Annotated in this window: 15 protein-coding genes and 1 pseudogene; all 16 read left to right on the forward strand. The window is 37.9% G+C overall.

Annotated elements, in window-relative coordinates; all coding sequences use genetic code 11:
* Window positions 1-252, forward strand: a pseudogene (locus CYP51_RS03535) (UDP-2,3-diacylglucosamine diphosphatase); the annotation flags it as partial.
* Complete coding sequence (locus tag CYP51_RS03540; protein WP_021091802.1) at window positions 252-1205, forward strand: chemotaxis protein; 954 nt, start codon at window positions 252-254, stop codon at window positions 1203-1205. The pseudogene CYP51_RS03535 and the gene CYP51_RS03540, both read left to right, overlap by 1 nt.
* An 8-nt stretch (window positions 1206-1213) precedes the next feature.
* Window positions 1214-3568, forward strand: a complete 2355-nt coding sequence (locus CYP51_RS03545; RefSeq protein ID WP_103624410.1) for a hybrid sensor histidine kinase/response regulator — start codon at window positions 1214-1216, stop codon at window positions 3566-3568.
* A gap of 9 nt (window positions 3569-3577) precedes the next feature.
* Complete coding sequence (locus CYP51_RS03550) at window positions 3578-4075, forward strand: chemotaxis protein CheW (RefSeq protein ID WP_085658145.1); 498 nt, start codon at window positions 3578-3580, stop codon at window positions 4073-4075.
* An 8-nt stretch (window positions 4076-4083) separates the two neighbouring features.
* Window positions 4084-4710, forward strand: coding sequence for a phosphoserine phosphatase SerB (serB, locus tag CYP51_RS03555; RefSeq protein WP_103624411.1), 627 nt, complete (start codon window positions 4084-4086; stop codon window positions 4708-4710).
* Between the two features lie 6 nt (window positions 4711-4716).
* Window positions 4717-5709 carry a transaldolase gene (locus CYP51_RS03560; RefSeq protein ID WP_103624412.1) on the forward strand — a complete coding sequence of 331 codons (993 nt, stop codon included), beginning with the start codon at window positions 4717-4719 and terminating at the stop codon, window positions 5707-5709.
* 116 nt (window positions 5710-5825) lie between these two features.
* Window positions 5826-6362 carry a 50S ribosomal protein L25/general stress protein Ctc gene (locus CYP51_RS03565; RefSeq protein WP_021091684.1) on the forward strand — a complete coding sequence of 179 codons (537 nt, stop codon included), beginning with the start codon at window positions 5826-5828 and terminating at the stop codon, window positions 6360-6362.
* 11 nt (window positions 6363-6373) lie between these two features.
* Window positions 6374-6922, forward strand: coding sequence for an aminoacyl-tRNA hydrolase (gene pth, locus CYP51_RS03570; protein ID WP_103624413.1), 549 nt, complete (start codon window positions 6374-6376; stop codon window positions 6920-6922).
* Window positions 6919-7983, forward strand: coding sequence for an LptF/LptG family permease (locus CYP51_RS03575; protein ID WP_103624414.1), 1065 nt, complete (start codon window positions 6919-6921; stop codon window positions 7981-7983). Before pth ends, CYP51_RS03575 begins: the two co-directional genes overlap by 4 nt.
* Window positions 7984-8038: 55 nt before the next feature.
* Window positions 8039-9262 (forward strand): diaminopimelate decarboxylase, encoded by a 1224-nt coding sequence (lysA, locus tag CYP51_RS03580; protein WP_103624415.1) that lies wholly within the window; start codon window positions 8039-8041, stop codon window positions 9260-9262.
* Complete coding sequence (pheA, locus tag CYP51_RS03585) at window positions 9246-10325, forward strand: prephenate dehydratase (RefSeq protein WP_103624416.1); 1080 nt, start codon at window positions 9246-9248, stop codon at window positions 10323-10325. The genes lysA and pheA overlap by 17 nt, the downstream gene beginning before the upstream one ends.
* Complete coding sequence (hisC, locus tag CYP51_RS03590; protein ID WP_103624417.1) at window positions 10325-11422, forward strand: histidinol-phosphate transaminase; 1098 nt, start codon at window positions 10325-10327, stop codon at window positions 11420-11422. The genes pheA and hisC overlap by 1 nt, the downstream gene beginning before the upstream one ends.
* Before the next feature lie 4 nt (window positions 11423-11426).
* Window positions 11427-13124 carry a flagellar basal-body MS-ring/collar protein FliF gene (gene fliF, locus CYP51_RS03595; protein ID WP_103624418.1) on the forward strand — a complete coding sequence of 566 codons (1698 nt, stop codon included), beginning with the start codon at window positions 11427-11429 and terminating at the stop codon, window positions 13122-13124.
* Window positions 13124-14155, forward strand: a complete 1032-nt coding sequence (gene fliG, locus CYP51_RS03600; protein ID WP_021091747.1) for a flagellar motor switch protein FliG — start codon at window positions 13124-13126, stop codon at window positions 14153-14155. Before fliF ends, fliG begins: the two co-directional genes overlap by 1 nt.
* Window positions 14152-15015: a flagellar assembly protein FliH gene (gene fliH, locus CYP51_RS03605; RefSeq protein WP_103624419.1), complete on the forward strand. Its 864-nt coding sequence runs from the start codon at window positions 14152-14154 to the stop codon at window positions 15013-15015. The genes fliG and fliH overlap by 4 nt, the downstream gene beginning before the upstream one ends.
* Window positions 15008-16834, forward strand: a complete 1827-nt coding sequence (gene dxs / locus CYP51_RS03610) for a 1-deoxy-D-xylulose-5-phosphate synthase (RefSeq protein ID WP_103624420.1) — start codon at window positions 15008-15010, stop codon at window positions 16832-16834. Before fliH ends, dxs begins: the two co-directional genes overlap by 8 nt.
* The last annotated feature ends 13 nt before the right edge of the window (window positions 16835-16847 follow it).

Raw genomic sequence — 16847 nt, forward strand, 5'->3', positions numbered from 1 at the left:
ATACTAGCCAAACTTACCAATAAAAATTTAGACTATAAAATTCCTAATTTTAAGGAGCTAATGAGCAAGCATTTGCAAGGATATGAGGCTAGTATTGTGATAGAAGGACACTATCATCAAGGCGAGCAATTTAACATTTACGATAAGTTTTATATAAATTTACCTTGTTTTGCATGTGAGCAAAGTTATTTTGTTGTAGAATACGCCCAGCAAAAATTAAATTTGCTCAAAATGAGTTTGAAAGGACATTGATGTTTGGAGATAACGTACTAAAAACGGACTCAAACGAGATGGAACTTGTTGATTTTCGTATCTTTAAAAAGACCGAAAACAAAGTATATGAAGGAATATACGGAGTCAATGTCGCAAAGGTGCGGGAGATCATTAAGATGCCAAATCTTACAGAGCTTCCAGGCGTTCCTGAGTATATCGAGGGAATTTTTGATTTAAGGGGCGTGGTGATCCCTGTCATAAATTTGGCAAGATGGATGAATATTATCGAGCCAACCGAAGGCGTAGTTATAAAGCCACGTGTTATTATTGCTGAGTTTAGCGGTATTTTGATCGGATTTATCGTCCATGAGGCAAAAAGGATCAGGCGTATAAGCTGGAAAGATATCGAGCCAGCAAATTTTGCTTCAGGTTCTGGCGCTTTAGACAAAGGCAAAATAACAGGCGTGACAAGAATAGAAAATGATGAAGTTTTACTTATCCTTGATCTTGAAAGTATAGTAGAAGAGCTTGGAATTTACTCACCAAAGATCGAATTTGATGTAACAGACGATCAAAAATTAAAAGGTGCTGCTTTAGTTTTAGATGATAGCTCGACTGCTAGAAAACTAGTAAAAGACGCACTTGAGAAGATGGGACTTAGCGTAGTTGAGGCTAAAAACGGCGTTGAGGGCTTGGAGAGAATGGAAGAGCTTTATCAAAGATATGGAGATAACCTATCAAGAGAGCTTAGAGTTATCTTAAGTGATATTGAAATGCCACAGATGGATGGATACCGCTTTGCTTCAACTCTTAAAAACGATGAAAGATTTAAAGAAGTTCCAATAGTATTTAACTCCTCATTGAGTAATGATTTTAGTGAAATCAAGAGCAAAGAAGCTGGTGGTGCGGCGTATCTTACAAAATTTGATGCAAGCATATTTTATCAAGAAGTGCTAAAAGTTATTGAAGCACATTCTAAATCTGCAAAATGAGGTGAAACATGGATGATATGAAAGAAATAATGGAAGACTTTTTAATAGAAGCTTTCGAACTTATTGAGCAGATAGATCATGACCTTGTTGAGCTTGAGTCAAACCCTGAAGATTTGGAACTATTAAATAGAATTTTCCGCGTTGCTCACACAGTAAAAGGTAGTTCAAGCTTTTTAAATTTTGATGTTTTAACAGAGCTTACTCACCATATGGAGGATGTTTTAAATAAAGCCAGAAAAGGCGAGCTAAAGATCACTCCAGACATTATGGACGTAGTTCTTGAGTCAGTCGATATGATGAAAGGCTTGTTAAGCAGCATTAGAGATCATGGAAATGATACAGCTGCTGGCATTGATATTAAAAATATTTGCGCAAGACTTACTCAAATTTCTGAAGGCGAAGCCCCAGTAGCAGCTCCTGAAGCTCCTGTCACGCCAGTAGCTGAGCCAACACCAGAGCTGGCAAAAGAGCCAGAGCCAACCGCGCCTGCTGAAGAAGCGCCAGAGATAAGCGATGCCGAGCTTTCAAAATTAAGTGATTCAGAAGTTGAAGCTGAGATAGAAAGACTCTTAAAAGTTAGAAAGGCTGAGGATCAAGCAAGGCGTGCTTCAAAAGGCATAGCTCCAAAATCTCCTAGCGAGATAGCTCCAGCTGCAAGTAGTACTTCAGCTCCAGCTGCAAAAGCAGAGAGTAAAGAAAAAGACGGAGATAAAAAGGTCCCAGCAGCAAGCAGCGGTGCAGTAGCGCAGGAACAAACTATACGCGTTGAAGTAAAAAGACTTGATCATTTGATGAATCTAATCGGTGAGCTTGTTCTCGGTAAAAACCGCTTATTAAAAATTTATGATGACGTGGAAGAGAGATATGAGGGTGAGAAATTCCTTGAAGAGTTAAATCAAGTAGTCTCAAGCCTAAGTCTAGTTACGACCGATATTCAGCTTGCCGTTATGAAGACAAGAATGCTTCCAATAGCAAAAGTCTTTAATAAATTCCCACGTATGATACGCGATCTTAGCCGCGATCTTGGCAAGCAAATCGATCTTGAAATTTCAGGTGAAGAGACTGAGCTTGATAAGTCAATCGTAGAAGAGATCGGCGATCCACTAGTTCACATCATCAGAAATTCATGCGATCATGGTATCGAGGATCCTGAGACAAGAAAGGCCGCAGGTAAGCCTGAAAAAGGCCTTGTTCAGCTAAAAGCTTACAATGAAGGCAACCACATCGTTGTTGAGATAGTTGATGATGGTAAGGGTCTAGATGCTGACATGCTTAAATCTAAATCTATAGAAAAAGGCATCATCACTGAGCGCGAAGCTGATGCGATGAGTGAAAAAGAGGCATTTGGACTTATTTTTAGACCAGGATTTTCAACTGCGGCAAAGGTTACAAATGTATCTGGTCGTGGTGTTGGTATGGACGTTGTTAAGACAAATATTGAAAAGCTAAATGGTATCATTGATATTGAAAGTGAAGTTGGAAAAGGCACGGTTATGAAGCTTAAAATTCCACTCACGCTTGCGATTATTCAATCACTACTTGTTGGAACGCAAGAAGAATTTTATGCTATTCCGCTTGCTAGTGTTCTTGAAACTGTTCGTGTGCCGATCGATGATATTTACACGATCGATGGCAAAAATGTACTAAGGCTAAGAGATGAAGTCTTGTCTCTTGTTAGACTTTCTGACGTATTTGGTGTAGAAAAGGCATTTGATGGCGGAGATCAAACTTATGTCGTAATAATCGGTGTTGCTGAAGCAAAACTAGGCATTATCGTCGATACTTTGGTTGGACAAGAAGAGATTGTTATTAAATCAATGGGTGATTATTTGCAAAATATCCCAGGTATTGCTGGTGCGACTATTAGAGGTGATGGCCGTGTGACATTGATTATCGATGTTGGTGCTATGATGGAGATGGCAAAAGATATCAAGGTAGATATTAGAGCCGAAATAGAAGATAGCACAAAAGCAAAGGAAAAACCAAGCGATTATAAAGTCTTGATAGTTGATGACTCAAAAATGGATAGAACTATCATGCAAAAAGCGCTTGAACCAACTGGGGTAACAATAATAGAGGCCACAAATGGTGTTGAGGCATTAAATATCGTAAAATCCGGAGAGCACTCCTTTGATGCGATCTTGATAGATATTGAGATGCCAAGAATGGATGGATATACGCTAGCTGGCGAAATTAGAAAATACTCTAAATACAGAAATTTACCACTTATTGCTGTTACATCAAGGACTTCAAAAACAGATAGATTACGTGGCGTAGAAGTTGGAATGACTGAGTATATTACAAAACCATATTCAGCCGAGTACTTAGAAAATGTCGTTAGAAAGAATATAAAATTAGCTTAGGGGTAAGGGATGAACAATAAACTAAATCAAGTTTTAAGCAAACAAAAACAGCAAATAAATGGTCCTGAGTTAAAAAATAATGAGGATATAGTTCAGCTAGTAGGATTTGTTGTCGGTGAGGAAGAGTACGCAATACCTATTTTAAATATTCAAGAGATAATCAAACCTATTGAATATACACGTGTTCCTAGTGTGCCTGATTACGTTCTTGGCGTGTTTAACCTACGTGGAAATGTTATTCCGCTTATTGATTTGCGTAAGCGTTTTTCACTAAATGTCACAAAACAAAGCCCAAGCACAAGATATATCGTTATGAAAGATGCGGATAATATCGCTGGCTTTGTGATAGACCGCTTGACGGAGGCTATCAGAATAGACCGCAACAGGATCGATCCGCCACCAGAGACTTTAGTAAAAGACAAAGGCATGATTTATGGTATCGGTAAGCGCGACCAAAATATCCTTACGATCTTAAAGGTCGAAAGCCTTTTAAAACGTGATTTTTAGGGTATAGCTTGATAAAACTTTGTGTTTTTGATTTTGACTCTACAATAATGGACGGCGAGACAATAGATATTCTCGCCGCCGCTAATAATGCTAGTGAAGAAGTAGCTAATATAACTAAGCGTTCAATGAATGGCGAGCTTGATTTTTTTGAAAGTCTTACAAAAAGAGTAAAATTTTTAAAAGGATTGCCACTTTTAAAAGTAAATGAAATTTGCAAAAATTTACCAATAATGCCAGGAGCTGGCGAGCTAATAGAAGCTTTAAAGCAAAAAGGTATCAAAGTTGTGGTTTTTAGCGGTGGATTTCACAATGCAACCGATGTAATGCAAAAAAAGCTTAATTTTGATGCAAATTTTGCAAATATCTTGCATCATAAAGATGGAATTTTAAGTGGTGAAGTTGGTGGAGAAATGATGTTTGGTAGTTCAAAGGGAGATATGATTGACCGCTTATGTGGACTATTAAATTTAGGCAAGAACGAGATAATGTGTGTTGGGGACGGGGCCAATGACATATCGATGTTTAGAAAGTGCGACCTTAGCATTGCATTTTGTGCAAAAGATATCTTAAAAAAAGAAGCGACACATTGTGTTGATGTTAAAGACTTGCGTGAAATTTTAAAATTTATAAGGTAGAAATTAATGTATGACAACGAAGCTAAATTCTCTCTTTGGTGTGATTTTATAGAGAGAAATTTTTTACAAAGCGAATTTAACTCTTTATTGGAAAATAATGTTATAAACGGCGCTACAAGTAACCCAGCTATTTTTAAAACAGCATTTTCGTCACCTGCTTATAAAAAGATAATAGAAACTAGCAATAAACGCCACCCAAAAGATCTTTATGAAATTTTGGCTACTCAAGATATAAAAATCGCCGCATGTAAAATGTTAAAAAATTATGCAAATGGCGATGATGGCTTTGTAAGCATTGAGGTTGATCCAAATTTAAGTGACGATACAGTTGCAACGATAGAAGAAGGTATCAGGCTACATAATCTAATATCAATGCCAAATGTTATGATAAAAATTCCAGCTACAAAAGATGGCTATGAGGCGATGAGTGCGCTTATGGCAAGGGGAATTAGTGTAAATGCTACGCTTATATTCTCGCCAGATCAGGCTAAAAACTGCCTTGAAGCTTTTAAAGAAGGCAGTAAGGCTTATGCAAGTCGCTTTATGGATACTACTATGCCAAAAGGTGTGATAAGTGTTTTTGTAAGTAGATTTGATAGAAAGCTTGATGAGGTTATGGCTGCAAAGAGCTTGCCAACGGGACAAATCGGCATAATGAATGCTGCAAATATATATCACCTGATTGAAGATTTTGGACTAGAAAATGTAAGAACGCTTTTTGCAAGCACAGGTGTAAAAGGTGGTAGTTTAAGAGGGGATTATTATGTTAGAGAGCTAATGTATAAAAATTCTATAAATACAGCACCAATAGAGACGATAAAAGAATTTATAAAAGAAAAAGCAGAGGCAAAAAATGTGCCTAGTAAAGAAAATATCTCAAGCTTTTTTCAGATTATAAAAAATAACGAGATAGATATAAATGTCGTTTATAAAGATTTATTAAGCGACGGTTTAAAGCAGTTTGTATCAGCATTTGATGATATTATGAAGTCACTTTAAATAAAGAACCCATGCTAATACATAAATAGAAAAAGTGATCATTCTCAAATAAGCTTTATGTGAAATTTATAAAGCATTGGATAAAATCAGCACCTATTTTTTATGAAAGGAAAACGATGTTAGAGGGTATCGTTAGAGAGAGTATCGGTAAGAAGTCTGCAAAGGCTTTGAGAAGAGATGGTTATCTAATCGCCAACATTTATGGCAAGGGATTAGAGAATGTTGCAGCTGCTTTTAAAGTAAATGACTTTATTAAAGAAGCACGCAAAAAAGAGAGCCTTGCTTTTGATGTAAAAGTAGGCGGAAAAGTTTATAATGTCGTTATTGTTGATTACCAAAGAGATGTTGTTACAAGCGATCTTAAACACGTAGATCTAAAAGTAGCACTTCCTGGTGTTTTATCAAAATATATGATCCCAGTTAAGCCAGTTGGAACACCTATTGGTCTTAAAAATAAGGGCGTTTTGATCCAATCAAAAAGACGTCTTTGCGTAAAATGTACGGCTGAAAATTTACCAAATTCATTTGATGTTGATGTAAGCAAACTTGACATCGATGATACTATTTTGGTTCGTGATATCACAGCTCCTAAAGGCGTTACTATTGTAGACGCTGACCGTGTTGCGGTACTTGGAGTTATTAAAGCTAAATAAAAAGGGCTTTTGTGACACTAATAGCGGGGCTGGGAAATCCTGGCTCCAAATATGAAAACACTAGACATAATATAGGCTTTATGCTTATAGATCTCCTACAAGACTCAAATTACAAAGATGTTAGCTCAGCCAAATTCCAAGGCGAAGTTTTTAAATTCAATGACATTATCTTGCTAAAACCAACAACCTTTATGAACCTCTCAGGACAAAGTGTAAAAGCAGTAAAAGACTTTTATAAACCAGATAGAATAATCGTAATACACGATGACCTTGATCTTAGTTTTGGTGCAGTTAAATTTAAAAAAGGCGGCAGTAGTGGCGGGCATAATGGTATAAAATCAATCGATAATCTAATTGGCAACGACTACGAAAGGGTGCGTGTTGGCATTGGGCACCTTGGTGATGCTAAAAATTTTGTCCTTGGAGAGTTTAGTGATGAGGAGAAAAAGGCTTTAGATGAAATTTTGGACTACACAAAAAATGCAGTTTGCGAGCTACTAAAGAGCGACATCAACGAAATCTCGCAAAAATTTACGATAAAAAAAGGTCTTATAAAATGAAACTATACGCCAGATACGTTGGCTGGGTCTATATAAAATCTTTTTTTATCGTATTTTTAGCGCTTGAACTATTTTATGTAGGCATTGATCTGCTTACAAATTTAAAAGATCTGCCGCCATCTGCAAACCTTCAGCTCCTTTATGTTGGGCTTACATCGCTTAGCGCTATTGGCTATGTTTTGCCGCTTTCGCTTATTTTTGCACTCATTATTTTACATGTAAATATGGTCAGATCAAATGAGCTAATCAGCTTTTATGCGCTTGGTATTAGTAAAAATAGTCTAATTTTTCCACCATTTTTTATTGCACTTTTTATAACTATTTTTTATGTTGGCTTAAATTTTACTCCATTTGCCTATGCACACGACTATCAAAAAAGTATCGCTAAAAATACGGCTTTCTCAAAAAGCACGACTGATTCATTTTTAAAATTTGAAGGCAAATTTATCTACATAAAGGAGCTAAATTCTGTTAATCAAATAGCAAATGATGTTAGAATTTTTGAGATAAATGGCACAAATTTACTCTCAACTACATTTGCAAATCATGCTAATTTTAAAGACAATGAGTGGATTTTAAAAGATGTTAATCAAACTCTTTTGCCTCAAATTTTAGAGCTTGGTGAAGCTGGTTTTAATAAAATACAAAGCGAGAGCTTAGATGCATTAAAGGGCTTTAAGCCAAAGAGTATTGAAAGTGCTGTTAGCGTTGAAAACTCAAAATTTAATATCCCAGATGCGATAAATTTTATAAAAACATTTAAAAATGAAGGTATTGGCCTTGATAGCGCAAAAACAGCTTTTTACAACCTTGCTATCGCACCATTTTTCGCACCATTTTTATTGCTCATTTTTTACTATCATTTGCCTGTAACTGGTAGGTTTTTTAATCTTGCACTTTCGACTTTTATCTTTGTTGTGATAACCCTTGTCGTTTGGGGGTTGCTCTTTATTCTTGCAAAATTTGCACAAACTTCTGTGATCTTACCAGAAATCGGCATAGTTTTGCCAGTCATTTTACTTTTTGTATATGCCATTTATCTCATAAAATCGCATCGTTAAGCCAAATTTTGGCAAGCTTTTTGTAAAATCAAGCCATTTTAATAAAGGCTATTTTATGGATTTTAAAGAGCTTGCAAGTAGATACAAAACCCCACTTTACATTTATGATTTTAACCACATAAAAAACCGCTATGAAGCACTAAAAAATGCATTTTTTGCTAGAAAATCTCTCATTTGCTATGCGGTGAAAGCAAACTCAAATCTAAGTGTTTTGAAATTTCTAGCCGACCTTGGAGCTGGATTTGATTGTGTTAGCATTGGAGAAGTAAAAAGAGCGCTTTTAGCAGGTGCGAAGAGGTATCAGATCATTTTTAGTGGTGTTGGCAAGAGCGATGATGAGCTAAAAGAGGCTTTAAAAAATGAAATTTTGCTAATAAATGTGGAGAGTTTTGCTGAACTTTTAAGACTTGAAAAGATCGCAAAAGGGCTAAACTTAAAGGCAAGAATTAGCATTAGGGTAAATCCAGGTGTCGATGCAAAAACTCACCCATATATCTCGACAGGACTAAATGAAAATAAATTTGGCGTTGATGCTGAAACAGCCAAAAGAATGTACATCCACGCTAAAGCTTCAGACTCTCTTGAGCCAACTGGTATACATTTTCATATCGGCTCTCAGCTAACATCACTTAGTCCGATAATCGATGCTGCAAATATCGTTAGTGAGCTTTTAAGAGAGCTAAGAGCACTTGAGATAGATATCAAATTTTTCGATGTTGGCGGCGGACTTGGCATCATTTATAACGATGAAAAAGAGATAAATTTATACGACTACGCACAGGGAATTTTAGGTGCGCTAAAGGGTCAAGACGCAACTATCGTTTGCGAGCCAGGGCGCTTCATTGTTGGTAATGCTGGCTACTTTGTCGCAAGTGTTTTATATGAAAAATTTAACGGCAAAAAGAGATTTGTCATCACTGATGGTGCGATGAATGATCTTATAAGGCCAAGCCTTTATGGTGCTCATCATGAAATTTTTGTTTGCGGAAAAGATAAAAATTTAGGTGTTTGCGACGTGGTTGGTCCAGTTTGTGAAAGTGGCGACTTTTTAGCAAAAAATATAGAGCTACCAGAGTGTGAAAGTGGCGATGTTATCGTGGTTAAAGGGGCCGGGGCTTATGGATTTAGCATGAGTTCAAACTACAATACAAGAAACAGAGCCGCTGAAGTTTGCGTGCTTGATGGCAAAGATAGACTCATAAGAAGACGTGAGAGCTTTGAAGATGTCGTGGCACTTGAGAGAGAATTTTTGGAGAGCGCTGATGCAAGAGCTAAATGAGCTTAGAAAAGAGATCGATGCGATCGATGATCTCATCTTAAATAAACTAAATGAAAGAATGATTTTAGTTGAGCAAATCGGCAAGCTAAAACAAACTAGTGGAACGCCTATATATCGTCCTGAACGCGAGCGAGCTATCATAAACCGCTTAACTAGTCTAAGTAAAGACAAAGCTTTAAATAAAGCTGCTATTGAAGCCATTTATCTTGAAATTTTTGCTGTGAGTAGAAATTTAGAGATGCCTCAAAAGATCGTATATCTAGGGCCTGAAGGCACCTACACGCATCAGGCGGCTCAGAGTAGATTTGGTGCGATGAGTTCATATTTGCCACTTGCGACCATCGAGGCGGTTTTTACAAAGCTAGCTCAAAAAGAGGCAAAATACGGCGTTGTGCCTATTGAAAACAACACCGAAGGCGCTGTTGGCGCTACGCTTGATTGTTTGAGTAAATTCAGTGATATAAAAATAGTTGCTGAGCTTTATGTGGATATCCATCACAGCTTTGTTAGCATAAATGAAAATTTAAAAGAGATAAAGCGAATTTATTCACATCCGCAAGGGTATAATCAATGCCGTAAATTTCTAGAAGATCATATGCTAAATGAAATTGAATTTGTTCCAGCAAAATCAACCGCAGCAGCTGCATATATGGCATCAATGGATAGAAACTCAGCCGCCATTTGCTCAAAGATCGCAGCAAAAATTTATAACGTGCCGATAGTTTATGAGACGATTGAAGATAATATGGCAAATAGAACGAGATTTTTGATTTTAAGCGATTTTAAAAACGCAAGAGTTGAAAACTCGAAAACTTCGATCCTTGCAAAGACTGACCACAGTCCAGGACGCCTTGCTGATCTGCTTTCTATCTTTAAAAATGAAAATATCAATATCACAAAACTTGAGTCACGCCCTATCAAGCAGCGCGAATTTAAGTCAATTTTTTATCTTGACTTTGAAGGGCATATCGACGATGAGAAGGTGCAAAACGCCTTTGAACTCGCAAAAGAGAGCGGCGCTGAGATAACGTGGCTTGGAAGCTATTTAAACGGAGATGAGTGATGAAATTTAATGACTTTTTAGATGATCTAGTAAATTACGAGGCTGGAAAGCCGATAGAGCTTGTAGTTAGAGAGTTTGGCATCGAGGCAAAAGATGTGATAAAGCTAGCTAGTAACGAAAATCCTTTTGGTACGAGCAAACGCGTAGAGGAGGCGCTAAAAGAGGTCGCTAAAAAAGCGCATCTCTATCCAGATGATAGCTACTTTGAGTTAAAAGAGGGGCTGGCTAAGAAATTTGGCGTAACTAGCAAAAATTTAATCATCGGCTCTGGAAGTGACCAGATTATAGAATACGCACTTCACGCAAAGGCAAATAAGCAAAGTGGCGTTTTGATGGCTGGCGTGACATTTGCGATGTATGAAATTTATGCTAAGCAAACTGGAGCAAAAATTTACCGCACAAAGAGTGTGGAGCATAATTTGAGCGAGTTTTTAGAAATTTATAATGCGCATAAAGATGAAATTTCAATAATCTTTCTTTGCTTGCCGAATAACCCATTAGGTGAGTGTTTGGACGCAGATGAGGTCTTTAAATTTATAAAAAGCGTTGATGAAAACACGCTTGTTGTGCTTGATTGTGCTTACAACGAATTTGCTAAATTTAAAGATAGCAAAAAAGAGATAAAGCCAAGCGAGGTGGTAAAATTTAAAAATACCATCTATCTTGGAACATTTTCTAAAGCTTATGCGCTTGGTGGTATGCGCGTGGGATACGGTGTGGCAAATGAAGAGATCATAGGCGCTCTCTCGAAACTAAGAGCTCCGTTTAACATCACAACTCTAAGCTTAAGAGCAGCGATAGTAGCACTTGGAGATGATGAGTTTGTGCAGCAAACCATGCAAAATAACTTTGAGCAAATGAAGAGATATGAAGAATTTGCAAAGCAAAATGGCATAGAATTTATCCCAAGCTATACAAATTTCATAACTTTTAAATTTAACGAGCCAAAATCAAGCCAGATATGCGAAAAGATGCTAAAAAAAGGTATAATTTTACGAGATTTAAAAAGCTACGCCTTAAATGCGGTGAGAATCACTATCGGTCAGGCATGGCAAAACGATAGGGTTTTTGAAGAGTTAAAGCAAATTTTAAAGTAGGGATATGGATTTTAAGGCATTACTTCATCAAATAAGTCAAATTTATCAAAAGCTTTCATTAAAGCAAAAAATCGTTGCAGCTAGCTCGATCGTCTTGGTCGTGGCATTTTTGGTATTTTTAACACTGTATAAAAGCAAAAATGAAAATTTTGCAGGCTACAGCGTCCTTTTTGAAAACATAAGCCCAAGCGACTCAGCCTTAATAGTCGATCAGCTAAACAAAGATGGCATTAAATATAAATTAGCAAACGAAGGCACTATCCTTGTGCCAACGAGCGATGTCTATAAAGAGCGTATCGCGGTTGCAACGCTTGGCATACCAAAAGAGAGCAAGATCGGTTTTGAAATTTTTGACAAGCAAGAATTTGGCGCAACAGACGCTGAGCAGAGAGTTAAATTTCAAAGAGCGCTTGAGGGTGAGCTAGCTAGAACGATCGAGAGCCTCTCATCTATCCAAAAAGCAACCGTAAGAATAGCCATACCAAAAGAGAGTGTTTTTACTGAAAGACAAGCACTCCCAACTGCTTCTATTGTCGTTGAGTTAAAGCCAGGCGTTAGTCTAAATGCGAAGCAAATTTTTGGTATTAAAAACCTTGTCGCCGCCTCTGTTACAAACTTAAGCACAGAAAATGTAAAGATCGTCAATCAAGACGGAGTCGCACTTGGCGATGAAGATGGTGAGTTTGATAGTGATGCTATAGCTCAGCAGATCCGCTATAAGCGCGAGTTTGAAAATAATTACGAGCAAAAGATCGTAAATGTGCTAGCTCCTATCGTGGGCGGAGCAGATAAGGTCGTAGCAAAGGTAAATATTGACTTTGACTTTGACAAAAAAGATACAAAAAGCGAAGTTTATGACCCAAATAACGTTGTAAGAAGTGAAAGCAATATCGAAGAAAAGCGTCAAGGCTCAGCACCAAATGAAGTAGGTGGCGTCCCAGGTGCGGTTAGCAACATTGGCCCTGTCCAAGGCCTTGATGATAGCACTTTAAAAGAGCAGTACAACAAAAGCTCACAGCAGACAAACTATGAAATTTCAAAGAAAGTAACAAGCATTAAAGGACAGTTTGCTAGCATAAATAGAGTGAGTGCAGCTGTCGTTATAGACGGACTTTATCAGAGTAAAAAAGATAGTGATGGCAAGCCAACTGGTGAGGTAGAATTTACCCCACTTTCTAAAGAGCAAAGAGAATCAATCACAAATTTAATCAAACAATCAATCGGCTATAACCAAAATAGGGGCGATGAAGTAAGCTTAGATAACTTTGAGTTTAAAACCGGTAAAGATATAAGCACTAGCGAGAAGATGGATGGCTTTGTGAATAACTATGTAGTGCCATTTATGCCGCTACTAAAATATATTTTTGCAGCATTGTTGCTCTACATCTTCTACAAAAAAGTCATTGTGCCATTTATGCAAAAGATGCTTGAAGAGACAAAAGAAGAAGAGGAGCAAGTTCAAGATGGTCTTGAAGATATTGAGGTAGATGCTGAAGATACGCTTGAGAAATTTAAAGCTGCTCGCAAAAAGGTCGAAGAGCAACTAGGACTTAGTGGCGAGTTTAATGAAGATGAACTAAAATACGATGTTTTACTTGAGAAAATGAGAGCGGTCATCACAGAGAGAAATGAAGAGATAGCAATGCTACTTCAAGATATGGTAAAAAATGACAGCGACTTTAATATGCGTAAGGAAATTTGATGTCAATAAAGCTAAATGACAAGCAAAAAATGATTTATGATGATCTATCGATGCCTGAAAAGATTGCTATTTTGCTGATTCAGCTTGGCGAAGAGGCAACTGCTCTTATATTTTCTCACATGGATGTTGATGTCATCACTGAAATTTCAGGCTATATCGCAACCGCAAAAAACATAGACAAACAAGTTGCAAGTGCCGTGCTAGAAGAATTTTACGCATTAATGCAGTCAAATCAATATATGAGAAGTGGTGGTTTAGAGTATGCAAAAGAAATTCTTTACCGCACATTTGGTCCAGAGGCTGCTCAGAAAATTTTAGACAAGCTTGCAAAAAGCATGGAAAACTCAAAAAGCTTTGGCTATCTTGATAAGATAAAACCACAACAGCTTGCAGACTTTATCATAAAAGAGCACCCTCAAACCATCGCGCTAATACTAGCTCACATGGACTCAACAAGTGCTGCTGAAACGCTTAGCTTTTTCTCAGATGAGCTAAGAAGCGAAGTTGTCATTAGAATGGCAAATCTTGGTGATATTAGCCCATCGGTAATTAAGCGTGTTTCAACTGTGCTTGAGGGCAAGCTTGAAAGTCTTACGTCATACAAAGTGGAAGTTGGCGGTCCAAGAGCTGTGGCAGAAGTACTTAATAGACTTGGGCAAAAAGCTAGCAAAAGCACGATCGAACGCATCGAACAAAGCGATGATAAGCTTGCAACAACGATTAAAGAGCTTATGTTTACCTTTGAAGATATTATCAACCTTAACGCAACTGCGATTAGAGAAATTCTTAAAAATGTCGATAAAAAAGACCTTATGGTCGCATTTAAAGGCTCAAGCGATGGCATAAAGGATAAATTTTTATCAAATATGTCTCAGCGTGCAGCAGAAGCCTTTAAAGAGGAGATGCAATATCTTGGTGCGGTGCGTGTAAAAGATGTTGAAGAGGCTCAAAGACGCATAGTAGAGACGGTGCAAACTCTAGCTGATCAAGGTGTGTTCCAAGTCGGCGAAGCAGATGAGATGATAGAATGAAAAGCAGCGTAATAACCAGTGAGACTTCTCCGGCTCACTTTATAGAAAATTACAGATTTAAAGTACTTGGAGTCGGAGAGCGAGCCACAGATAGTGCTCCTGTATTGATAGAAGAAAATAATCTTAGTGAAGAGCTAAGCGAGCAAAATTTTGGGCAAAAGGGTGAAAATTTTGCTCCTCAAGCTAGCCACCAAACGCAGACAAACTCACAAAACCACTTTGCTTCTCAGGCTCAAAGTCCACAAATACAGCAAACAGGTGAGTCGAGCTTTGTCGAAGAACTGCTTAAAAAAACAGATGAGCTAAGCAGCAACATCATCAAACTTCAAATGCAAATAGAAAATCAAGAGAGCGAATTTGCTAAACGCCTTGAGGCTGAAATTTCTCGTGCAAAAGAAGATGGCAAAAATGAGGGTATCGCCCAAGCAAATGCGGCAAATGAAGCAAAGATAAATGAGCTAGAGGCTAGATTTAGCGTTTCAGCTGCAAAGCTAGATGAGCAGTACGTTAAATTTGATGAGTTTTTAAAGAAGATCGAAGAAGAGCTTGGGCAAACTGCTATAAAAATCGCAAAAGAAGTAATCGATAAAGAAATTTCAGCCTCTTCAAATCAGATCGCTCATCATCTGGCAAGCTCGCTTATAAAAGAGCTAAGTAATGTTAAAAATATAGAAATTCGTGTAAATCCCGAAGATAGCGAATATATAAAAGAGCAATTTAGCAAGAATGAGCATGTCAAAATAAGCGCTGATGATGCTATAAGCAAAGGCGGTGTAGTTATTATAAGTGATGGTGGCAATATCGATGCGACTATGCAAACAAGGCTAGAAAAACTAAAAATGCTGGTAAATAATGAATAAAGACGTTAAAAGTTTAGATGTTGATGAACTAAACGCACTTTGTCATGACATCAGGGATAAAATTTTAGCCACCGTTAGTAAAAATGGCGGTCATCTTAGCTCAAATATCGGTGCAGTCGAGATCATTGTAGCGATGCATAAAATTTTTGATGTGACAAAAGATCCATTTATTTTTGATGTGAGCCACCAAAGCTATGCGCACAAGCTACTAACTGGACGCTGGGAGAGCTTTGATACGCTTAGGAAATTTAATGGTATCAGCGGCTATACAAAGCCAAGCGAGAGTAAATTTGACTACTTTGTGGCAGGACATAGCTCGACATCTATATCGCTTGCAGTTGGTGCTGCAAAGGCGATAAAACTTAAAAACGAAGATCGTATCCCAGTAGCTGTCATAGGCGATGGCTCACTAAGTGGCGGCATGGCGTACGAGGCGCTAAATGAGCTAGGCGATAGAAAATATCCTTGCGTCATCATCCTAAACGACAACGAGATGAGTATAAGCAAGCCAATAGGCGCACTTAGCAAGTATCTAAGCCAAATGATGGCAGGACAGTTTTATCAAAAATTTAAGGGCAGGGTTGAGCGCTTTTTAAGCTACATGCCAGATTCAGCCGCATATATGGCTAGACGTATCGAAGAGGGCATTAGACTTATTACTCCTGGCATGTTTTTTGAAGAGCTTGGGCTTGAGTACATTGGGCCAGTTGATGGACACGATTTAGGCGCGCTTCTTAGCACATTTGAGACGGCAAAAAGTATGAAAAAACCAGTCATCGTGCATGTGCAGACACTAAAGGGTAAAGGATATGAATTTGCTGAGGGGTGCTATGAAAATTGGCACGGAGTTGGACCATTTGATCTAAAAAGTGGCGAATTTATCAAAAGACAGTCAAACAAGTCAGCCACGGCGATCTTTAGCGAGCAGCTATTAAAAATGGCAAGAGAGCACAGCGATATCGTTGGTGTGACGGCCGCGATGCCAACAGGCACTGGTATGGACGCTTTGATACAAGAATTTCCAGATCGTTTTTGGGACGTAGCGATAGCCGAGCAGCACGCAGTTACCTCGATGTCAGCCATGGCAAAAGAGGGTTTTAAGCCATTTGTCGCGATATACTCAACTTTTATGCAAAGGGCCTATGATCAAGTCATTCATGACGCTTCTATTTTAAATTTAAACATCACTTTTGCGATGGATAGGGCTGGTATTGTGGGCGAGGACGGCGAAACGCATCAGGGTGCTTTTGATATCAGTTTTTTAAATGCCGTGCCAAACATGGTTCTTTTTGCCCCAAGATGCGAAGAGAGCATGAAAAATGTTATGGAATTTGCTTATGTCTATAAAGGCGTTAGCGCATTTAGATATCCGCGTGGGGCATTTATCTTAAGAGATGAGTTTGAAGCTAAGCCACTTGAGCTTGGCAAGGCTGAAATTTTAGCTGATACAAATAGTGATATTGCATTTTTAGGCTATGGTAACGGCGTTGGCAAGGCAAATTTGGTCAGAAATTTACTTGCTGGCAAGCTTGATGCGATATTGGTTGATCTTGTCTTTGCAAAGCCGCTTGATAGTGAGCTTTTACTGGATCTTGCAAAACGCACTAAAAAGTGGTACATCTTTAGCGATAGTGCCAAAAAAGGCGGTATTGGTGAGATAGTAAGTGCATTTTTACAAGAAAATAAAATTTCAAATATAAGTGTCATTAGCTTCGAGTATGAAGATAAATTTATCCCTCATGGTTCAACCGCTGAGGTTGAAAAGTACCTTGGTATAAGTGCTGAGCAGATTACCAAAAATTTACTAGAAAATAATTAATATCATTTAATAA

Source organism: Campylobacter concisus (genome assembly GCF_002912895.1).
Classification (GTDB): domain Bacteria; phylum Campylobacterota; class Campylobacteria; order Campylobacterales; family Campylobacteraceae; genus Campylobacter_A; species Campylobacter_A concisus_G.